This is a genomic window from Mesorhizobium sp. 1B3 (assembly GCF_050958605.1).
Taxonomy (GTDB): Bacteria; Pseudomonadota; Alphaproteobacteria; order Rhizobiales; family Rhizobiaceae.
Window position 1 is genome coordinate 328,193 of the sequence record NZ_JBJHDO010000002.1, and the last position, 21,218, is coordinate 349,410.

Below are 21,218 nucleotides of genomic sequence, written 5' to 3' on the forward strand. Positions count from 1 at the left end.
AAGGCTGGCTCAAGTTGCCCGAAGACGCGAGCCGCTGAGCAGGCCGTGTTCCTCGAGGACGGGATACGCCAGAGAGGCGAGAAGCGAATTGATCTCCTTGAGGTCGCGAATCGTATCGAGATGGATCGTGCTGGTCTCCAGGCTACGGGCGGAGCCTTCGCTCAGTCGGGTGAAATGGTTTCGGCTCGATTCCTTCTCACGGGCGCGGAGGCGATCCTTCTCCTGGACAAGCTGGCGCGCCGTCTCGGCGTCGCGCGTGACCAGCAAGTTGAAGGCGAGGCGGGCATTGGCAAGCACCGTCGCATGGAACGCTTTCAGGTCTCGCCAGCCTTCCTCGGTGAACTCAAGCTTGCGCTCGTTCTTCTTGCGCACATGCACCAGCATATTGCGTACGATGATGTCGCCGACCTGTTCGAGCTTGACGCAGGCGCCGAGCAACTCCTGACAGCGCAGCGCCTCGTCTTCGTTCAGATCGCGCGTGGTGATCTTGGCGAGGTAAAGCTTGATGTCGGCATGCTTGCGGTCGATCCTGTCGTCGAGTGCGGCAAGCGCCTTGATGTCTTCCGGATCCGCCCTCTCGTAGAGTTCGATGATGCGCCGCAGCATGATCTCCACCGTCTCGCAGACGCGCACCACCTCGCGCGTGGCGTTGGCGAGCGCCTGGGCCGGTCGGTCCAGCGCCGTTTCGTCGAGGGCGCTGACTTCCGCGACTGCGAGACTGTCCGCCGAGGGCACCGGCGCGGCAAGCGCAACAATGCCTTGGGAGGCTCGATAGACCAACCCGGCGAGCGGCAGGCCGGCGATCAGGATCAGGCAGTTGAAGGAAATATGCCCGTTGACGATCTGGTCGGCCACGCTGAAGCCAAGCCAGTCGGGCGAGGGCTGAAGCCAGATCCATAGGATCAACATGACGAGCGAGCCCGCGCCACGCATCAGAAGATTGCCGATGGGAACGATGCGAACGGCCGGCTCCGCGCCGCGGGTCAACAGAGGCGCGATCACGGAACTGCCGAGATTGACGCCGAGCACAAGGACCACGCCTAGCCCAGGAGGAATGAAGCCGCGATCGGCCAGCGTGACGAAGAGCAGAACCGCGGCGATGCTCGAATGGAATAGCCACGTCATCAAGGCGGCCAGCAGGTAGGCCGTGACGGGATCGCCGGCCAGATAGTCGACAATGACCGGCAGCAGCCTGCTGTCGCGCAAGGGTTCCGAGGCCTCGCCGATCAGCTCCAGCGAGAGGATGAGAAGGCCGATGCCGACGAGGATGCGCCCTGCCTGGCGCCAGGCGCGTCGCTCCGTCGCCATGAACATCGCGGTGCCCGCGGCGAGGCAGGCGGGCACGAGCAGGCTCAGATCGAAGGAAAGCAGCTTGACCACCAGTGCCGAGCCGATCTCGGCACCGCGGACTGCCAATTGCCCCGACATGCCGCTGACGATGCCGGCTCCCGCGAACGAGCCGACGAGCAGCGTTACCGCCGTGGAGCTCTGCAGCGCGATGGCGAGCGCGACACCTGTGAGGACGGCCGCAACCGGGTTTCGCATCGTGGCGCGAAGTCTCCGTCGCAGGACCTCCCCATAGGCGCGCTCCACGCCGGTGCGCACCATTCGGGTGGCCCACAAGAGCAGGGCTACCGCACCTGCCAGGTGCAGCAGGACAATCGAACCGCTCATCCGCTTTCGCCGATCATCAACGTAGCAGAACGGGCGCCGACGCGAATGACAGCCAATCTCTCCTCTCGTGGAGGAGATGTCCGGCAGGACAGAGAAGGGTACCTTGCCGCCAAGACTTCAGTCTCTTTCGCCGAATTTCCCATCATACATATTAGCCGGATAATAATCTGGGGCGATCCATTCGCTGTGTCTAGGGCCGACGGAACGTGTCGGCGCGACGTCGGACGTGAAGGGCGGCTGTGAATCACGGGGCAAGTTCTGCAATAGGAGTCGTTTGTTCCGCCCGGTACGCCTATATGGAGACGAGACGAGCCCAGATCGATGCGTTTTCCACCTTCTTTCCTCGACGAGATACGCGACCGCGTGCCGATTTCATCGGTCGTTGGCCAGCGCGTCAACTGGGACCGGAGGAAGACAAACGTCCAGCGCGGCGATTACTGGGCTTGCTGCCCCTTCCACGGCGAGAAAACGCCGAGCTTCCATTGCGAGGACCGCAAGGGACGTTATCACTGCTTCGGTTGCGGCGTGTCCGGCGACCATTTCCGCTTCCTGACCGAACTCGACGGGCTGAGCTTTCCCGAAGCGGTGGAGCGGGTGGCCGACATGGCGGGCGTGCCGATGCCGGCCCGCGACCCGGAAGCGGAGAAACGCGAAAAACAGCGTGCCACGCTTCATGAGGTGATGGAACTCGCGACCAGGTTTTTCCAGGATCAACTCCAGTCGTCCGCCGGCGCCAGGGCGCGGGCCTATCTAAGGGATCGCGGGCTTACGCCGGCCACCCAGCAGAGCTTCCGCCTGGGCTTCGCGCCGGATAGCCGCAACGCCCTCAAGGAATACCTCGCGGCGAAAGGAGTGGAAAAAGGACAGATGGAGGCCTGCGGCCTGACCTATTTCGGCCCGGACGTGCCCGTCTCCTACGACCGCTTTCGCGATCGCATCATGTTCCCCATCCTCGATCCGAAGGAGCGCGTTATCGCCTTCGGGGGAAGGGCCATGTCGTCCGACGTTTCGGCCAAGTATCTGAATTCACCCGAAACCGACCTCTTCCACAAGGGGAACGTGCTCTACAACCACGCTCGCGCAAGGAGAGCCATCCAGAAGGACGGCACGGTGTTCGCGGTCGAGGGCTACATGGATGTGATCGCCCTGGCCCAGGCCGGCTTCGAGAATGTGGTCGCTCCACTTGGCACCGCGCTAACCGAAAACCAACTCGATCTTCTCTGGCGCATGACGAGCGAACCCGTGCTTTGCTTCGACGGCGACAAGGCTGGGCTGAAAGCGGCATGGCGTGCCGCCGATCTCGCGCTGCCGGCCATCGAACCCGGGCGCAGCGCTCGTTTCGCCCTGTTGCCGGAAGGGCAGGATCCCGACGATCTTGTCAGGAACGAAGGTCCTGATGCCTTCCGGGCAGTGCTCGCCGAAGCCCGTCCGCTCGCCGACATGCTGTGGCAGCGCGAGACCGCGGGAGGCGTGTTCGACACTCCGGAACGAAAAGCCGAACTCGAAAAGACCCTGCGCGAGCTTACCTCGCGCATCCGCGACGAAAGCGTTCGGTTCCATTACACCCAGGAAATGCGCGACCGCGTCCATTCCTTCTTCGGTTCCACGCGCGGCCGGCCTGCGCGGCCGGGTGACCGGGACAGGCCCCCCGGTGGGCGGGGACAATGGCCGCGTGGTGGCGCTGCCACGCCGGGAAGGCTGACGATCTCCGAGAGCCTGATGCGTTCGTCGCTGGTGAGGAAGGCAGGCGGCGTTTTGCCGCTGCGCGAAACGGTCCTGGTGGTTACGTTAATCAATCATCCCGACCTGATCGACACGCATTTCGAGGAGGTCGAGACCCTCGACCTCGCCCATGCCGATCTCAATCGGCTCCATTCAGCCGTGATCGACGCACTGGCACACGGCGCGGCGCATGAGCGGCAGGCGATCGTCGAGGCGCTCCAGCAGGCCGGGCTTGCCGATTGCTGGCAACGCTGTGTAGATCTGGTCCGCAAGGCAAGGCAGTGGCCGGCGCTGGAGGACGCTGCGGCGGAAGATGCCCGCGAGGCCTTCTCCCAAGCCCTGCACTTGCACCGCAGCGCACGCACCCTACATAGGGAGCTGAAAGCAGCCGAGGCGGCGTTGGCGACGAACCCCACGGATGAAAATTACCGTCACCTCGTCGAGATTCAGGCCCAATTTCGCGATGTACAGGCGACTGAGGCGCTCGTTGAGGGCTTTGGCGTCTCGTCCGGACGTGCGGGCCGAAGCTTCTAATGCATTTGATTCGCTTTTTTGGCGCGAATCATGCCACAGCCGCTTGACCTTGTGCTGGAATAACGGAATCAGGACGATTCGAAAAGTTAACGCGGGAAAGCTCCCGCACCGAAACAGCAACTGGACGGAGTGCTTAGCGATCTGGACGAACTGCAAGCTCGCCCCAGATAGCAGGGTTAATCGGTATTTAACGCAAGGTCGGTTACGCGCATCGATGGCGCAGCGCACCACCTGACGCACACGATTTACCCGGGCCCGAGAATGCCCTTGTCGTTCTCGTTACCACCGGCCGCTTGGAGACGATAAAGCATGGCGACAAAGGAAAAGGAAGAGGTCGAAACCGAACGCGAGGGGACAACCGACGGCCCCCTGCTCGACCTTTCCGATGATGCGGTCAAGAAGATGATCAAGGCCGCCAAGAAGCGCGGCTATGTGACCATGGACGAGCTGAACTCGGTGCTGCCCTCCGAAGAGGTCACGTCCGAGCAGATCGAAGACACCATGGCCATGCTGTCCGACATGGGCATCAACGTTGTCGAGGACGACGAAGCAGGCGAAGAGGCTGAAGCTGGCGATTCCGATTCGGAAGAGGACGCCAACGAGCTTGCCGAACAGACCGGCACTGCGGTCGCGACCGTCGCCAAGAAGGAGCCGACGGACCGCACCGACGATCCCGTGCGCATGTACCTGCGCGAGATGGGATCGGTCGAGCTTCTGTCGCGCGAGGGCGAGATCGCCATCGCCAAGCGCATCGAAGCCGGACGTGAGACGATGATCGCGGGGCTGTGCGAAAGCCCGCTGACCTTCCAGGCCATCATCATCTGGCGCGACGAGCTCAACGAAGCCAAGATCCTGCTGCGCGAGATCATCGATCTCGAGGCGACCTATGCCGGCCCCGAGGCCAAGCAGGCGCCGGTCGTCGAGCGCATCGAGGAAAGCGAGAAGCCCAAGCCCGAGGAGCGCATTGGCCGTCGTTCGCGCGATGACGACGACATCACCAATGTCGGCGGCGAGAACAGGGTCGAAGAGGAGGAAGACGACGAAGACGAGGCGAGCCTGTCGCTGGCCGCCATGGAAGCGGAACTGCGCCCGCAGGTCATGCAGACGCTCGACGTCATCGCCGACACCTACAAGAAGCTGCGCAAGTTGCAGGACCAGCAGGTCGAGAACCGTCTGGCCGATGCCGGCACGCTGTCGCCCAGCCAGGACCGCAAGCTGAAGGAGCTCAAGGACGAGCTCATCACCGCGGTCAAGTCGCTCTCGCTCAACCAGGCTCGCATCGAGGCGCTGGTCGAGCAGCTCTACGACATCAACAAGCGTCTCGTGCAGAACGAGGGCAAGCTGCTGCGCCTGGCCGAGAGCCACGGCGTGCGTCGCGACGAGTTCCTTCGGGAATACCAGGGTTCCGAGCTCGATCCGAACTGGACCACCCGCATCGCCAACCTGTCGACGCGCGGCTGGAAGGAATTCGTCGGCAGGGAGCGCGAGTTCATCCGCGAACTGCGCGCCGAGATCCAGAATCTCGCCACCGAGACCGCCATTTCGATCGCCGAGTTCCGCAAGATCGTGAACCAGGTGCAGAAGGGCGAACGCGAGGCGGCCATCGCCAAGAAGGAGATGGTGGAGGCCAATCTTCGCCTCGTCATCTCCATTGCCAAGAAATACACCAATCGTGGCTTGCAGTTCCTGGATCTGATCCAGGAGGGCAACATCGGCTTGATGAAGGCAGTGGATAAGTTCGAATACCGCCGCGGCTACAAGTTCTCCACTTATGCGACGTGGTGGATCCGGCAGGCGATCACTCGCTCGATCGCCGACCAGGCGCGGACCATCCGCATCCCGGTGCATATGATCGAGACGATCAACAAGATCGTCCGTACCTCGCGCCAGATGCTGCACGAGATCGGTCGCGAGCCGACGCCGGAGGAACTGGCCGAGAAGCTCGCCATGCCGCTCGAGAAGGTGCGCAAGGTGCTGAAGATCGCCAAGGAGCCGATCTCGCTCGAAACGCCGGTCGGCGACGAGGAGGATTCGCATCTCGGCGACTTCATCGAGGACAAGATGGCGATCCTGCCGATCGACGCCGCGATCCAGGCCAATCTGCGCGAAACGACGACGCGGGTGCTGGCTTCGCTCACGCCGCGTGAGGAACGCGTGCTCAGAATGCGTTTCGGCATCGGCATGAACACCGATCACACGCTGGAAGAGGTCGGGCAGCAGTTCTCCGTCACCCGCGAGCGTATCCGCCAGATCGAAGCCAAGGCGCTGCGCAAGCTCAAGCATCCGAGCCGGTCGCGCAAGCTCCGGAGCTTCCTCGACAGCTAGCCGCTGTAATGCCCCGGCAAGCGCTGACCGTCTGGTACAATACGCGCTGCCCGGTCTGTGATGCCGGTATCCGATTCCAGAAGAGCCGGCTCGCTGAAGCGGTGAAGGCGGGGCATATCGTCTTTCGCGACATAAATCACGAACCCGACGCGCTTGCCGTACATGGCGCGTCGGTTGAAGACGTCAGACGTCGCCTGCACGCGCTGGACGGAAGGGGACGACTGCTGGTCGGCGCCGACGTTGCGGTGGCAATCTGGCGCGAGACGCCCGGGCACGGCTGGCTGGCCCGGCTTTTCGGCAATCCCCTCATCCTGCCGGCGACACGCCTGGTCTATGACGGTTTCGCCGCACTGCTCTATCGCTGGAACCGCAGCCGGGGGCATTGGTAGATCAGACCGCGATCTCCACCAATGCCTCGATCAGTTCGTCCGTCGCTCTTGGCCGGGGGCGGAATCGGTACCAATGGACATAAGCGGGAATGTCGACGCTGTTTTCCATCGGGATGGCGACGAGGCCGGCCCGCTCGCAATCCACGGCCGAGAACTGGTCGATGATCGAGACACCGATATCCTCGGAGACGAAGGAGATCGCCGCTTCGACGAAATGGACGAAGATATCTGTTCTCCTGGCGACACCGGCCCGGGCGTAGGTGGCGTCGATATAGCGGCCGTGCGGTGTCTCCGGCGCGAAGGAAATCAGAGTTTCCTTCGCCAGCATCCCCGGCGAAATCGACGCGTGGCGCGCCAGCCGATGCGCGCGCGGCATCAGGCAGACCAGCTTTCCCCTCGCGATCACCCTCGTGTCGAGCGTCGGGTCGTTAGCTTCCGCGATCGTGGTCACGCACGAGCCCTGGCCGAACAGCAGGTAGTCGCGGATGTCCTTCTGCGCGAGGAAGTCGCAATAGAAGGTGCGGGCGCCATGACGCTCCTTCAGGCGCTTCAGTGCCTTCGGGACAAGGCGCATGCCGATGCTCGGCGTCGTGCCGAATCGAAAGACTGAAGCGTCGCCTGTCGCGATTGAGCGGATCGCTTCCGACAAGCGGTCGAACTGCCCATAGACACGCTCGACTTCCACCAGAATGAGCTTTGCCTCCTCGGTCGGCAGCAGCCGTCCGCCGATGCGTTCGAAAAGCGGGGCGCCGATCTCGTCCTCGAAACGGCGGATCGTCATGCTGAGGCTTGGCTGGGAAACGCCGAGCTGCTGCGCAGCCGACGTTAGCGAGCCCGTCGCCATCACCGCCCGGAACACTTCGATCTGTCTTTCCTTCAGCCTTGCTTTGGCCATTAGTTTGGTGCCTCAAATCTGACGCCGTCTATAACTTCGCATTATGGCCTACGTCGCACATTCTATTGGCCAAGGGGAGAGAGCCCGGCCATTTTCCGTTCCGAAGCTGAAGGGACCGACCAAGAGCGGAATGCGGAAAATGATCAGGGGCACGACGCGTATCGTCGCGATCATCGGTTCGCCGGTGACCCAGGTGAAGTCGCCGGAGAACTTCAACGCGGTCTTTGCCGAAGCCGGCGCCGATGTCGCGATGATCGCCATGGACATCAAGCCGGAAGCCGTGGCGGATTTTCTGTCGCTCGTACGCCGCTGGGACAATCTCGACGGTTTCGTCGTCACGATCCCGCACAAGCAGGCGGTTGCAGCAGGGATCGATGTCCTCAGCGAGCGTGCCGCGCTGCTGGGGGCGGCGAATGTGGTTCGGCGCGAGGCGGACGGCACGTTGAGGGGCGACATGGTGGATGGGCTTGGTTTCGTCGCCGCCGCACGGGCGAACGGCTTCGATCCGGCCGGGAGGCGCGCACTAATTGTCGGGGGTGGGGGCGCGGGAAGTGCCATCGCTCACGCGCTGTGCGAGGCGGGCGTGGCTCGTCTTGTCGTCTCGGATGTCGATACGGCACGTGCGCAGCGGCTCGCAGATCAGCTTGGGCAGAGTTTCGCAGCGACCGACGTGGCCGTATCCGCCAGCGCCGACGCCGCTGGGTTCGATCTGGTGGTGAACGCGACGCCGCTCGGCATGAAGCCAGGCGATCCCCTGCCGGTCGGCGAGGATCTCCTCGGCGAGCTGCCCGGCTCCGCCCTCGTCGCCGATGTCGTCACCGCCCCGGAAGTCACGCCGTTCCTTAAGGCTGCGCAGGCGCGAGGTCTCAGAATTCAGACAGGTCCGCAGATGGCCAAGGCCCAGCTCGGCCTGCTCGGCGGCTTCGTGGGTGTGATGAGGCCCCTGTCGTGAGCGCGCTGACCTACGATGTCGTGGTCGTCGGAGGGGGCGCCGGCGGTATCGCCGCGGCAGTCGGCGCAGCCCGGGCGGGCGCCAGGACGCTTCTCGTCGAGCGCTACGGTTTCATGGGCGGCGCCGCGACCAACGCGCAGGTGCTCGCCTATTGCGGCTTCTTCCTCCGCGGCGAGACGCCGCGGCAGGCCGTGCTCGGCGTCGGCCGGGAACTTTTGCTGGAGTTGGAAGCGCTCGGCGTCGAGATCGCGCCGATTGTTTCCAAGAGCGGCTACTGGGTCGTCATGCTCGATCCCGAGGCAACGAAGCTCGCCTTCGATCGCCTGGCCCGGCGCAACGGCGTCGATGTGCTGCTCCATACGCGGCTTGCCGGGGCCGAGGTCGAGAATGGCTGTATCCGCGCCGTCAGCTTGATCGATCATGCCGGCATTACGACCGTTGAAGCGAGCGCCTTCGTCGACGCCAGTGGCGAGGCCACGCTCGCGACGCTGGCGGGTGTGCCGCTCAGCCAGCCGGGCGGGCAGGATGCGCATGTCCAGCCTGCTTCGCTGCCGATCCGGATCGGAGGCGTATCGGATAAAGTGATCTTTGATCGCGCGCTGATGGCGGAGTTGATCCGCGAATACAACAAGACAACGGACATGCCGATCCTGCGCGACGACGGCGGTGTCGTGTCCCGCGTGCCGCTCACCAACGACATCTGGTGGATGGCGATCGACCTGGAGACCGACGGCATCACTGGCGCGAGCCTGACGGCCGTCGAGTTCAAGGCGCGCGAACTCGCCTGGCGCAATCTGGAAGTTCTGCGCAGGCACCCAGGTTTCGAGCAGGCCTATCTCGTTTCGACCGGTCCGCAGATCGGCATTCGTGAGACTCGGCGGCCTCTGTCGCGCGCCGATGTGACCGAGATGGATGGCCTGACGGGGCAGCGATATGCCGACGGCGTCGCCCGCGCCGCCTGGCCCATGGAAGTGCACGAAGCTCCCGGACGCACCCGCTTCGTCGATATTGGCGGCGAGGGTTTCTTCGACATCCGGGCGGGAGCGGTCGAGGCGGCAGGCGTCGACAATCTGCGGCTGGCGGGCCGGGTGATCGGCGCGGATGCCAAGGCTTACGGTTCGACAAGGGTGATGGGCACCGCCTTCGCCACGGGCCATGCAGCCGGCGTTTCGGCAGCACTTGTCGCGGCCGGAGGGGCGCACGGGCCGGACATGCTGCGCAAGACACTGGATGGGCAGGGCGCGTTGATCTGAGCGCTTGGGGAGGAGAGCGATGCAGGGACAGGACAACGGGCCGGCAGCGGCCGATCTGATCGTGCTCGGCAGCGGTGCCGCCGGGCTCGCCGCTGCAGTCACCGCCTCATATCACGGGCTCAAGGTCCTGGTGGTCGAGAAGGAAGACCGGTTCGGCGGCGCCTCCGCGATCTCCGGCGGCACGATCTGGATCCCCGGCAATCGTCAAGCCGTCGGAGCGAAACTGGATGCTTCGCTCACCGCCGCCAGAACCTATCTCGGCAACATGATCGGCAACGGCATCGACCAGCAGCTGGTCGACACTTTTCTTGCCAGGGGCGAGGAAGCCTTGGCCTTCCTGGAAGAGAAGTCGGAGCTGAAATTCAAGGTTCGGCCGGTCTCGCCCGACTATCACATGGAACTCGGAGGCGCGTCGGACGGTGGGCGTGCCCTCGAGGTGCTCGAATATGATGGCAGCCGGCTCGGCGAGCGCTTTGGCGAACTGCGCAAGCCACCGGAAGGGATGCTGCTGTTCGGCGGCATGATGGTCAATCGTGCCGACATCCAGCATTTCCTGAATGCGCGCCGCTCATGGGCGTCGCTCCGCCATTGCCTGAAGCTGCTCATCCGCTACGCCGGGGATCGCCTGCGTCACGACCGCGGCACGCGCCTCGTCGTGGGCAATGCGCTGATCGCCCGCCTGGCGCGGTCCGCTTTCGATCTCGGCGTCGACCTGCGGCTTGGATTGAAGACCAAGGCGTTGATCGAGGAACGTGGCGAAATCCGTGGCATCGTCGTCGATACGCCATCAGGAGTGCGGGAAATCCGTGCGAGGGCCGGCGTGATCTTCGCAACCGGAGGCTTCGGCGCTTCTTCTGAGGCTGGCAGGTGGCGCCCGGGAACCGGTTCGTCACACCGTTCCATGTCGCCGGCCGGCAATATCGGCGACGGCCTGGAGCTCGCCGCGTCCGCCGGCGCCGTTCTGGGGCAAGATCTCGTCTCCAACTTCTATTGGGCGCCGGTTTCCGTGCTCACGCATGAAGACGGCCGAGAGGAGAAATTCCCTCATCTCGTGACCGATCGTGCCAAGCCCGGCCTGATCGCGGTGAACCGGCTCGGAAGGCGTTTCGTCAACGAGGCGGATTCCTACCATCGTTTCGTTCTCGCCATGCTGGCCGATCCCGAGGCGAATTCGCCCTGCCATCTGATCTGCGATTCCAGGGCGATCGGCGCCTATGGCCTCGGCCTCGCTCGGCCGTCGCCGGCGTCGAATGCCGCCCTGATCCGCCAGGGATATCTCTTGAAGGCCGACAGCATCGAGGCGCTGGCGCGCCAGATCGGCATCGCGCCGCAAGCGCTGAGAGAAACCGTCGGGCGTTACAATGCAGGTGCCGTTCGCGGCGATGATCCAGAATTCGGCAAGGGGTCGAGTTCCTACAACCGGTCCATGGGCGATGCCGCCCATGGACCCAATCCCTGTCTCGCGCCGGTCGCGCAAGCACCCTTCTACGCGGTCAAACTGGTGACCGGCGATCTCGGTTCGGCGCGAGGCATCCGCACCGATGCGCATGCGCGTGCGCTGGATGCCGCCGGTGCGCCGATCCCAGGGCTTTATGCAGTGGGCAACGATATGAACTCCATCATGAACGGGACCTATCCCGGGCCGGGCATAACCTTGGGCCCGGCGCTCACCTTCGGCTATATCGCCGCACTCGACGCGGTGGACCGGATGAAACAGCTTCGATAGGAAGGACTGCCTGCGATGATCTATGAAATGAGAACCTACACGCTGAGACCCACGAGGATGGGCGATTGGCTCGCGCTCTACAAGCGCGAGGCGCTTCCCGTTCAGCAGGAACTGCTCGGCAAGCTGGTCGGCTTCTTCACCACCGAGTTCGGCGTCGTGAACCAGGTCGTCCATATCTGGGCCTATGACAGCCTCGACGACCGTGCCGCACGCCGTGCCGCCTTGGCGGGTGATCCGCGCTGGGTCGAGTTCAGCGCCCGCAACAAGGAACTCGACGCCGTAGTCGAGCTGAAATCGGCCATCCTCAAACCGACGGACTTTTCCCCGCTCACCTGACCAGATGAACGCCACAGCCAAGCTTTTTCCGGGTTTCCGGGAAGAAACCGTCGCCACCTCGCAAGCGCGGCTTTCGACTATCGTCGGAGGCTCGGGAAACCCGGTGCTTCTCCTGCACGGTTATCCCGAGACGAAGGCCGCGTGGCACCGTCTCGCCGCGCGGTTGGCGGAGCGGTACACGGTGGTGGCGGCGGACCTTCCCGGCTACGGGGACAGCAGGGTGACGGCCAACCCAGCCGACCCTGGAAGCAAACGCTGGATGGGCGAACAGCTCCACGAGATGATGACGGGCATGGGCTACGACACCTATGCCGTCGTCGGTCATGATCGTGGCGGCCGCGTCGCCTATCGCATGGCGCTCGATCAGCCGCAGAGCGTGACCGCGCTCGCCTCGCTCACCGTCGTGCCGACGATCGAGATGTGGTCGGGAGCGGACAAGAACTTCGGCATGGGTGCTTTCCATTGGTTCATGCTCGCCCAACCCTACGACCTGCCCGAACGGCTTCTGTCGTCCGATCCCGCCTATTTCCTCGATGCGACGCTGAAGAAGATGGCCGGCGGGCTGGAGCATCTCGATCCGCTGGCGCTTGCCGAATACCGGCGCTGCTTTCTCGATCCGGGCGTCCGTCACGCCGTCTGCGAGGACTATCGCGCCGGCGCTGGCATAGACGAGGTCCATGACCGGGAAGACCAGGAGGCCGGCCGACGGATAGGTTGCCCGGTGCTCGTTCTGTGGGAGGAGGGGCGCGCTTACGGGGGTGGGCGGGTTCCGCTCGACATCTGGCGGGATTGGGCCGACGACGTCGCCGGGCGAGGGCTGCTGGGCGGCCACCTGCTTCCCGAAAGGGCGTCTGGCGATGTGCTGGCCGAACTGACCGCATTCCTGGGCCGATGGTAGAAATGCCAAGGCACGTGCGGCAAGACGGTGAAAAGAGTCGAAAAATCGCCCGACTTCCAAGTATCAGTCCCTCGGAGCCGCGAGCGCCCGCGCCTGGGCAATCCGAAAAAGCTCATCGATATGCTGCGCAGGAAACCCGGCGGGCCCGAGGTGACCATAAGATCCCCGGCTTTCATGCGCTCAAGGCATGGCCTGCAAGAGATTCGGTTCTTGAATGACCGCGTTGCAAGTGGCAACACGGTTCCAACCGCCCCGCAAGAGGCAACACAGGGAAGGAAAAGTCGAAAAATGCAAAAGTTCTCGTTGAACCGCCGCCAGGCGCTCGTCGGTTTCGGAGCGGCCGGCGTCATGCTGGGCCTCGGCATGCCAGCGCGTGCCGCCGCCAAGGTCAATCTCGGCGTCATCCGGCTGGCCAGCCATGCGCCGAGCTTCATCGCCTATGAGCGCGGCTACTACAAGGAAGAGGGCTTGGACGTCGAACTGAAGTTCTTCGAAGCCGCGCAGCCGATGGCCGTGGCGATCGCTTCGGGGGACGCCGATTATGGCGTGACGGCGATGAGCGGCGGCCTGATCAGCCTTGCCGAAAAGGATGCCATCAAGGTGATAGGCGGCGCGCTGACGGAGGAAAAGGGTCTCGTCGGCGCCATCGTCCTCGCCTCGAACAAGGCCTATGAGGCAGGGCTCACCAGTCCGAAGGAACTCGCCGGCAAAAGTTTCGGCATTACCACCACCGGTTCGTCCTTCCACTTCATGGCGCACAAGATCGCGCAGGCAAACAACATCCCGCTTTCCGAGATCCAGTTGCGGCCGCTGCAGAAGGTCGGCGCCGTGGTCGGCGCGCTGTCGTCGGGCCAGATCGACTCTTGGGCGATCCAGTCCAGCATCGGCAAGAAGATGATCGGGGAAGGCTCTGCCAAGCAGATCGGCCTCGTCTCCGACTACGCGCCGGACTATCAGGTCACCACGGTCTTTACCTCGACCAAGAATGCGGCCGAGGAGCGCCAGAAGACGGAGGCCTTCATCCGGGCCTATTCGAAGGCCGTCGACGACTACAATCTCGCTTTCGTCGACAAGAAGGCGGATGCCGCCGAGGTGGATGCAATCGCCAAGATCTGCCACAAATACGTGGAAGCCGACCGGCCGTACGAAGAAGCCAAGAACAACCTGGTGGAAGGCTCCATGCGTATCAACAAGGGCTTGGCGCTGTCGCTGAAATCGGTGACCGAGCAGCTCGACTGGTTCAAGTCCGAGGGCATGGTGAAAGACAACATCACGCCCGAGATGCTCTTCGACACGTCTTACGTGAAGACGATCTGATCGTCCCCTCGATATCTAGGATGACGGAGGCCCGCAACCGGGCCTCCGCTGGAGTTTCCCATGGACCTGCGCATCGACAATGTCAGCCACGGCTACGGTGCCGTGGAAGTGCTGCGCGACATCTCGCTGGACATCCCACGTGGCCAGATCGTCTGTCTCGTCGGACCATCCGGATGCGGCAAGTCGACCTTGCTGCGTTTCCTCGGCGGGCTCGAGGTGCCGGCCAAGGGTTCGGTGCTGCAGGTCGGTGAGCCACCGAAGGACTCGCTCAATCCGCTCACCTATGTCTTTCAGCATTTCGCGCTGCTGCCGTGGCGGACGGTCGAAGGCAATATCCGCCTCGTATTGGAAGACCACCGCGTCGGTGGCGCGGAGATGGATCGTATCGTGACCGATGTGCTTGCGCGGACCAGGCTTTCGGATTTCCGCGCGGCGCTGCCCAAGCAGCTCTCCGGCGGCATGAAGCAGCGCGTTGCGATCGCCCGCGCGCTCGCTGTCCGCCCGGCCGTCATGCTGATGGACGAGCCGCTCTCGGCGCTGGACAGCCAGACGCGCGAGCTCTTGATGGACGATCTGGCTTCGCTTTGGACGCGCCAGCCGTTCACCGCCGTCTACGTCACCCACAATCTCGCCGAGGCCGTTCGGCTCGGCCATCGCATCGTCGTGCTATCGCGCCGCCCAGGACGCATTCGTGAGATCGTCGACATCGACCTGCCGCTCGACCGGCGGGAACTGGGCAACCCCGATCTCGAAGTCAAGCAGAAGCAGCTTTGGGAACTGATGCGCGAGGAAGCGGCCGCCGCCGACCAGGAGCTCATCGATGTCTGACGCCACCGTTCGCCCGGTCGAGTTTCGCGGCCGAGGTTTCGCGCCTCAGCATGTCCGCGGAATCGGCCTGCTCGTCTTCGTCGTGCTGATCGCGCTCGCCGAGATCGGGACCCGTTCGGAATTCATCTCGAGTCTCACGTTGCCGCGGCCTTCCGCCGTGCTCGAGACGCTGGTGCAGCTTTACCAAACCGGGCTGTTGTGGAAGCACCTGCTGCCCTCCTTGCAACGGCTCATCGTCGGTGCCTTCCTCGGGGTCGTGGCGGGCGTGTCTCTGGGCGTCATGATCGGCCTTTTCAGCCTTGTCCGCGCCGGCCTCGTGCCGCTCGTCGCTGCGCTGTTTCCGATCCCGAAGATCGCGCTGCTGCCGCTCTTCGTCATCTGGTTCGGCATCGACGAAGCGTCGAAATATGCGCTGATCGCCTTCGGTACCTTCACGCCGACGGTCGTCGCCACCTATGGTGCCGTCGACAATGTCGATCGCAGCCTGATCCGGATGGGCCAGAGCTTCGGTCTCACCTGGTGGTCGATCGTGCGCAAGATCGTCCTTCCCGGCGCCTTCCCGGCCATCCTTTCCGGCCTCAGGGTATCGATCTCGATCGCCATCATCCTGCTGGTAGCCGCCGAGATGCTCGGCGCTGAATACGGCGTCGGCTCCTACATCCTGGAGGCTGGCGCGCTCTACGATCTGGAGCGGCTGTTCGCCGGCGTCACTATCCTTTCGATCATGGGCCTTGTCATGAACTGGGTGATCGGCCTGGTCGAACGGCGTTTCCTAGGCTGGCGTGGTTGAAGACAGAAGCCGACATGCTCGCATTGCAAGAGACGATTTCCTCCACGGCCTGACCAGGCCTGAATTGCTCAAGGCGGAGGTCCTCCGCTCGCGGCGTAAGAATCTGCGGACGCTGTTCCAAGTGGGGTGATCTCTTCTGGCCGATGAAATCTCCGCTTGCTTGCCGGCGGAGCCAGGGAGAGACATATTCTCATCGGGCGAAGGGCGACATATCGGCGTTGGGCCGAGAGCGTCCAGCTGCGCGTCACGACGCCGAGGGAGGTGTGACGTGACGACCTACATCCTGTTGATCAACTGGACCGAGCAGGGCGTGAAGAACGTGCGGGAGTCGCCGAAGCGGCTCGACGCCGGCAAAAAGATGCTTTCCGACATGGGCGGCTCGTTCAGAGAGTTCTACCTCACCATGGGCGAATGCGACATGGTGGCGGTCTGCGAAGCGCCGGACGATGCCGTGATGGCGCGTTTCGCCCTGGGACTCGCTTCCGGCGGAAATGTGAGAACCCGCACCTTGAAGGCTTTTCCGGAGGCGGCTTACCGCGAAATCATCAACTCGCTCGGCTGAGGCGCTCTTCGGCTCATGCGAATCCTGCAGCAGGCCTCCTACGATAGTATGTAAGATATATCTTGCATCGGCGCGAAAATGCGCTAATTACGATATATCGTAAGAAACAACGCGAGGTATGTCATGCATAGATGCTCTCATGGAGGCGAACGCGCCTTCTGGTTCATGGCCGGCAAGGGCGGCCATGGTTTCGGCCCGTTTGGTCGCGGCCACAGGGGAGGTGGTCGCGGCGGGCGTGGCGGCGACATGTTCCGTGCCGGGCGCATGCTCGGTGACGGAGACCTGCGGCTGATCACGCTTGCCCTGCTCGAGGAAGCGCCACGCCACGGTTACGACGTCATCAAGGCCCTGGAGGAACGCACCAGCGGGATCTACAGCCCGAGCCCGGGTGTCGTCTATCCCACGCTCACTTTCCTTGAAGAAGCGGGTTATGCGGCTTCGGTTTCCGAAGGCAACAAGAAGGTCTTCTCGATCACCGGGGAAGGGCGCGCCCATCTTGGCGAAAACCGTGCGGTCGCCGACCAGGCACTGGAACAGATCGAGCGTTTCGGCCGCAAGATGGCGCGCGCTCGCGAATGGTTCGACTGGCGCGACGGCGGAGAGGGACCTGATCCGCGTGAACGCGAAATGCCCGAGGGCCTACGCAAGCTGCGCCAGGTCCGGCGGCGGCTTCGTGCCGGTTTGGCCGAAGCGCTCGACGCCGGGCCGGAAACCCGTGACGAAGCGATCGAGATCCTGGAGCAGGCTGCCGATGCGCTGGAAGCGCTGTTCCGGCGGTAGCTGACGCCCTGGCCGGGCGAAGACGATCGTCCGGCCAGCCTTTGAAAGAACCGGTTTATCGCACCGGGGCGGGATACTTCTCCCAGAAGCCGGGCTTCGGAGCGGTCTGCTCGACGATGTCGACCAGCACTCCGGCTGGATCCCGGGTCATGAAACGCCGCTGGCCCCAATCTTCCGCGGTCAGCGGATGCACGATCGGCGCACCTTCGCGCGACAGTTTCTCGAACACCGCCGCCGAGTCAGAAACCTCGATCGTCAAGATCATCCCGCGACCGTCAAAGGACTCCGGTCCCGGTGGGTTCGACGGGTGATCGGGATGCATGAAAGCCAGGGTGGCGCCGCGTGTTTCGCTTTCGCCCGGGCCGGACAGATAAACGAACCAACTCGCTTCGAAGAGCACGTCGAAGCCGAAGTGCTTCACGTAGAAGTCCCGAGCTTCGAACAATGCGGGAGTGGTGATCAGGGGATAGAGATCTCGAACGCGCATGGATTTTTCTTTCTGGGTCGGTGGAGAGATGTTTGCACCTTGAGCAAGCGCGGGCGACGTTAAACCCACTGCCGTGGCGACAGGTGACGCGGCACCAAGCGCAAGGACTTCGCGGCGCGATCTCGGAGCGGCCTTACGCATGTCCGTTCCTCCTGGATCACCACTAACATACATACAGATTGTATGTTAGTAAAGAGGAGTGGTTACGAACCCCAAGAAAGGCACAAAACTCGACGCGGCGATCCGAAAAAGCTAGTCTGGCTGACCAGCAATGTGGATTCGTCAATGTCCTTCTTGAAGCGCCTCTTCGGCCTGGGTTCCTCTGAACAGTCGCCTGCTGACTCCAGCGCGGCCGCGGCGAAGGAGATCGAGCACAAAGGATTTCTGATCAAGGCCACGCCTTTCAAGGAAGGCGGCCAGTTCCAGACCTGCGGGACCATCAGCAAGGAAGTCGCCGGGACGCTCAGGGAGCACCGCTTCATCAGGGCCGACCGGTTCGCGGCATTGGACGACGCGGTCGAAGTGTCGATCCGAAAGGCCCAGCAACTGATCGACGAGCAGGGCGAAAGGCTCTTCGACCGTTAACGCTGGACAACGAGCACTCGCCTCCGCAAGTAAAGGCAGGAATATTCGTGCCGTCGGTGAACAGGCGCCGCTGCCTCGCTTGGTCGGGGCGATGTTCGACTGCGCGTTCACGACGATGGTCGCCGGGCGAGCCGGAAAACGCCGAGGGCGTCCCTCGATCCGCCCGTAGCCGCTTCGAGATCGTGGACCTGCCGTCACGAGATTTATCTCGGCGATCCAGGCAAGACGGCGCCGAAAAAGCTGAAACCGGAAAAGCTGAAACCGGAAAAGCTGAAGACGGTGTTGCGTCAGCCCGTCAGGCCGCTCGGATGAGAATGCCGTCGATCATGGCCGCAAGGGCGACCTTGTAGTCGGTCGGGTCAGCGCCTGCGGCAATTGCAAGGGCGGCGCGATCGAAGGCCGAGGAAAGAAGATGCGCAACTGCGTCGATCGGGATGCTTCTCGGCACGGCATCAGCTTCGGCGGCAAAGGCCAGGCCCTCCCTGAGTGTGCGTGCGGCGTGGCGCCCGTCGATCTCGTCCATCGCGATACGGCCGAGGACTGCTGGTCCGTCGAGCAGAAGAAGCCGGGTCCGGCCAGGCTGCGCCATGGCGGCGAGGAAGGCTTCACCGCCTTGCACCAGCGCTTCGCGCGGGGGCAGAGTTGATGGGGAGGCGCGGTCGATCTCTTGCGCCACCACTTGTGCTTCGTTTTCGACGACCGCGCGAAACAGAGCCTGCTTGTCCGCGAAATGGTGGTAGAGCGCCCCGCGTGTCAGCCCCGCCGCAGCTACGATGTCGGGCGTGGCGGTTTCAGCATATCCCTTTTCGATGAACAGGCGGCGCGCAGCGGCAATCAATTCGGCGCGGGTCGTCTCCGTCCGCTCGCGGTTGCTTCGTCTTGCCGGTTTCGGTCGCATGCCCGTCCTGTACCAAGGCTGTAAGATCCAAGCTCTATTGGGATCGAAGGCGAAAAGAAAGCCGTCTGCCGGAAGCCTGAAAGACCCTTCGGTCGGGCTTGGGCGTTGCGCACGCCGGGGTCGACGGAGGCTTGCCGATCCTCAGGCAGAGTTCGCCAAAAGAACCTTGTCTCGGCGGCCGTGCTCCTGTAAGAGGCTCGATCATGACTTCGCGCCCGAACATTTCGGCCTCCCGTCCGTCCGCATTGCTGGGCGAGACGTTGCGCGCCCTTTCCTCTACGCTCCTTCTTCTCGGCCTTATCGGCGATCGCCGGGCTCGTTGACAAGGAGCACCCGGCGATCGATGCCGGCCGACGCTCCTTGCCCTTCGCAACAAATCCATGAATCCCTGATAGAGGCGGTGCTTCAGCGCTTGGCCGAGTGCATGGCGGGCCGCCAGGAGACGAGAAGATGAACGAGACAAGCCAAATCCGCGCCGCAGGCCACATGGCGCAGGCAGCGATCAAGTACCAGCCCTATCCCGAGGTGGGCCTCACCGATCGCACCTGGCCGAACAAGCGTATCGAGAAGGCACCCATCTGGTGCTCGGTCGACCTGCGTGACGGCAACCAGGCGCTGATCGATCCGATGGGCCACGAGCGCAAGGCTCGGATGTTCCAGCTTCTGCTCGACATGGGCTTCAAGGAGATCGAGGTGGGCTTTCCCTCGGCCTCACAGACCGATTTCGATTTCGCACGCTGGGCGATCGAGCATGGGAATGTGCCCGACGGCGTCGACCTGCAGGTCCTTGTCCAGTGCCGTCCCGAGTTGATCACCCGCACCTTCGAGGCGCTCGAGGGCGCGAAGACGCCTATCGTGCATTTCTACAACTCCACCAGCGAGTTGCAGCGCCGCGTGGTGTTCCAGAAGGATGTCGCGGGCATCAAGCAGATCGCAACCGACGCGGCCAAGATGATCACCGACATGGCGGCCAAGGCTGGCGGTGGCTACCGCTTCCAGTATTCGCCCGAAAGCTTCACCGGCACCGAACTCGAAGTGGCGTTGGAGATCTGCAACGCCGTGGCCGAAATCGTCAAGCCGACCGTCGAGAACAAGCTCATCATCAATCTGCCCTCGACCGTGGAGATGTCGACGCCCAACATCTACGCGGATCGCATCGAGTGGATGTGCCGGCAGCTCGACAATCGCGACAAGCTGATCGTTTCGCTGCATCCCCACAATGATCGCGGGACGGGCGTGGCCACGGCCGAACTGGGCCTCCTGGCCGGCGCCGACCGTGTCGAGGGCACCTTGTTCGGCAATGGCGAACGCACGGGCAATGTCGATGTCGTGACGATGGCGCTCAACATGTACACTCAGGGCGTCGATCCGGAACTGGACTGCTCCGACATCAATCGGATGAAGGACGTCTACGAGTATTCAAATCAAATGAAGATCGCGGAGCGGCATCCGTACGTCGGCGAGCTGGTCTATACGGCGTTTTCGGGTTCCCACCAGGATGCCATCAACAAGGGAATGAAGGCGATCAAGACGGCGAACAAGCCGATCTGGGAGGTGCCCTACCTGCCGATAGATCCGCAGGATGTGGGCCGCAGCTACGAAGCGATCATCCGCATCAACTCGCAATCGGGCAAGGGCGGCATCGCCTATGTGCTGCAGGCCGATTACGGCCTGAACCTGCCGCGCAACCTCCAGGTAGAGTTCAGCCAGGACATCCAGCAGATCACCGATGCGGAAGGCAAGGAGGTCCCCTCCAAGCGCATCCACGAACGATTCCTCGAGGTCTATGTCGACCAGCCCGGCGCGCGGCTCGAGTTCGTCGATCACCACACCTATCCTGACACCGAACGGAAAGGCCAGCGGATCGTCGAGGCCAAGATCCTGGACGGAGGCATCGAGAAGACGATCACGGGGTCTGGAACCGGGCCGATCGACGGCTTCGTCGACGCGCTTTCCCGTCACGTCGGAATCCCGGTTTCGGTGTTCGACTATTCCGAGCATTCGATCCAGCGCGGTTCCAACGCGGCTGCGATCAGCTATGTGGAGATCGAGCATCCGGGCGGGCGGCTGTTCGGGGCCGGCATCAACACCAACATCGTGGCGGCGTCGCTGGAAGCCGTTGTTTCGGCCGTGAACCGCTTGGTCGGGTAGCCGGGAGACCCAACGAGGGTCTGCCCTCGCGCGATAGTCGCGACACAAAAAGGGCCGGTGGCCTGGATGCCGCCGCCTCGCTGCCTTGCCGGACACGTCCGGCCGGTCGGCAAGGC

Annotated in this window: 19 protein-coding genes; 15 read left to right on the forward strand and 4 right to left on the reverse strand. The window is 63.3% G+C overall.

The annotated features are described in order from the left end of the window. Positions 1–9 precede the first annotated feature (9 nt). Positions 10–1,674, reverse strand: coding sequence for a Na/Pi cotransporter family protein (locus ACCO56_RS06625; RefSeq protein WP_433638864.1), 1,665 nt, complete (start codon positions 1,672–1,674; stop codon positions 10–12). A 321-nt stretch (positions 1,675–1,995) separates the two neighbouring features. On the opposite strand from ACCO56_RS06625, the gene dnaG reads away from it, so the two are divergent. From dnaG to ACCO56_RS06640, 3 genes are all read left to right on the forward strand, one after another. Continuing rightward, complete coding sequence (gene dnaG / locus ACCO56_RS06630; RefSeq protein ID WP_433638866.1) at positions 1,996–3,930, forward strand: DNA primase; 1,935 nt, start codon at positions 1,996–1,998, stop codon at positions 3,928–3,930. 309 nt (positions 3,931–4,239) lie between these two features. Next, entirely contained in the window at positions 4,240–6,255 is a 2,016-nt protein-coding gene (rpoD, locus tag ACCO56_RS06635) for an RNA polymerase sigma factor RpoD (protein WP_433638867.1), read from the forward strand. 8 nt (positions 6,256–6,263) lie between these two features. After that, entirely contained in the window at positions 6,264–6,644 is a 381-nt protein-coding gene (locus ACCO56_RS06640) for a thiol-disulfide oxidoreductase DCC family protein (RefSeq protein WP_433638868.1), read from the forward strand. A gap of 1 nt (position 6,645) precedes the next feature. On the opposite strand, the gene ACCO56_RS06645 is transcribed toward ACCO56_RS06640, so the two are convergent. Next, entirely contained in the window at positions 6,646–7,539 is an 894-nt protein-coding gene (locus ACCO56_RS06645; protein WP_433638870.1) for a LysR family transcriptional regulator, read from the reverse strand. Between the two features lie 139 nt (positions 7,540–7,678). Between ACCO56_RS06645 and ACCO56_RS06650 the strand changes: the two genes are divergently transcribed. The 10 genes from ACCO56_RS06650 to ACCO56_RS06695 all read left to right on the forward strand — a co-directional run bounded on the left by ACCO56_RS06650 (position 7,679) and on the right by ACCO56_RS06695 (position 16,981). Continuing rightward, on the forward strand, positions 7,679–8,491 hold the full coding sequence (locus ACCO56_RS06650) for a shikimate dehydrogenase family protein (RefSeq protein ID WP_433638872.1): 813 nt from the start codon (positions 7,679–7,681) through the stop codon (positions 8,489–8,491). Continuing rightward, positions 8,488–9,744 (forward strand): FAD-dependent oxidoreductase, encoded by a 1,257-nt coding sequence (locus ACCO56_RS06655; protein ID WP_433638874.1) that lies wholly within the window; start codon positions 8,488–8,490, stop codon positions 9,742–9,744. The genes ACCO56_RS06650 and ACCO56_RS06655 overlap by 4 nt, the downstream gene beginning before the upstream one ends. 19 nt (positions 9,745–9,763) lie before the next feature. Beyond that, entirely contained in the window at positions 9,764–11,470 is a 1,707-nt protein-coding gene (locus tag ACCO56_RS06660; RefSeq protein WP_433638876.1) for an FAD-dependent oxidoreductase, read from the forward strand. Between the two features lie 15 nt (positions 11,471–11,485). After that, positions 11,486–11,806, forward strand: a complete 321-nt coding sequence (locus ACCO56_RS06665; RefSeq protein ID WP_433638877.1) for an NIPSNAP family protein — start codon at positions 11,486–11,488, stop codon at positions 11,804–11,806. Positions 11,807–11,810: 4 nt separating this feature from the next. Continuing rightward, a complete protein-coding gene (locus ACCO56_RS06670) occupies positions 11,811–12,704 on the forward strand; it encodes an alpha/beta fold hydrolase (protein ID WP_433638878.1) in 894 nt (297 codons plus the stop codon). Between the two features lie 288 nt (positions 12,705–12,992). Beyond that, positions 12,993–14,021: an ABC transporter substrate-binding protein gene (locus ACCO56_RS06675; RefSeq protein ID WP_433638881.1), complete on the forward strand. Its 1,029-nt coding sequence runs from the start codon at positions 12,993–12,995 to the stop codon at positions 14,019–14,021. A 60-nt stretch (positions 14,022–14,081) separates the two neighbouring features. After that, positions 14,082–14,849 (forward strand): ABC transporter ATP-binding protein, encoded by a 768-nt coding sequence (locus ACCO56_RS06680; RefSeq protein ID WP_433638883.1) that lies wholly within the window; start codon positions 14,082–14,084, stop codon positions 14,847–14,849. After that, on the forward strand, positions 14,842–15,639 hold the full coding sequence (locus ACCO56_RS06685) for an ABC transporter permease (RefSeq protein ID WP_433638885.1): 798 nt from the start codon (positions 14,842–14,844) through the stop codon (positions 15,637–15,639). The genes ACCO56_RS06680 and ACCO56_RS06685 overlap by 8 nt, the downstream gene beginning before the upstream one ends. A 268-nt stretch (positions 15,640–15,907) precedes the next feature. Next, positions 15,908–16,201 (forward strand): GYD domain-containing protein, encoded by a 294-nt coding sequence (locus tag ACCO56_RS06690; protein ID WP_433638886.1) that lies wholly within the window; start codon positions 15,908–15,910, stop codon positions 16,199–16,201. A 123-nt stretch (positions 16,202–16,324) separates the two neighbouring features. Beyond that, positions 16,325–16,981, forward strand: coding sequence for a PadR family transcriptional regulator (locus ACCO56_RS06695; RefSeq protein ID WP_433638888.1), 657 nt, complete (start codon positions 16,325–16,327; stop codon positions 16,979–16,981). Between the two features lie 55 nt (positions 16,982–17,036). Here the strand turns inward: ACCO56_RS06695 and ACCO56_RS06700 are convergent, their stop codons facing one another. Further along, positions 17,037–17,468: a VOC family protein gene (locus ACCO56_RS06700; RefSeq protein ID WP_433638891.1), complete on the reverse strand. Its 432-nt coding sequence runs from the start codon at positions 17,466–17,468 to the stop codon at positions 17,037–17,039. A gap of 285 nt (positions 17,469–17,753) precedes the next feature. Here ACCO56_RS06700 and ACCO56_RS06705 point away from each other — a divergent pair, with 285 nt between their 5' ends. After that, positions 17,754–18,053, forward strand: a complete 300-nt coding sequence (locus ACCO56_RS06705) for an HlyU family transcriptional regulator (RefSeq protein WP_433638893.1) — start codon at positions 17,754–17,756, stop codon at positions 18,051–18,053. 295 nt (positions 18,054–18,348) lie between these two features. Here ACCO56_RS06705 and ACCO56_RS06710 read toward each other — a convergent pair whose 3' ends face one another. Beyond that, positions 18,349–18,951 (reverse strand): TetR/AcrR family transcriptional regulator, encoded by a 603-nt coding sequence (locus tag ACCO56_RS06710; protein WP_433638896.1) that lies wholly within the window; start codon positions 18,949–18,951, stop codon positions 18,349–18,351. A 486-nt stretch (positions 18,952–19,437) separates the two neighbouring features. Between ACCO56_RS06710 and leuA the strand changes: the two genes are divergently transcribed. Continuing rightward, positions 19,438–21,102 carry a 2-isopropylmalate synthase gene (leuA, locus tag ACCO56_RS06715; RefSeq protein ID WP_433639784.1) on the forward strand — a complete coding sequence of 555 codons (1,665 nt, stop codon included), beginning with the start codon at positions 19,438–19,440 and terminating at the stop codon, positions 21,100–21,102. The last annotated feature ends 116 nt before the right edge of the window (positions 21,103–21,218 follow it).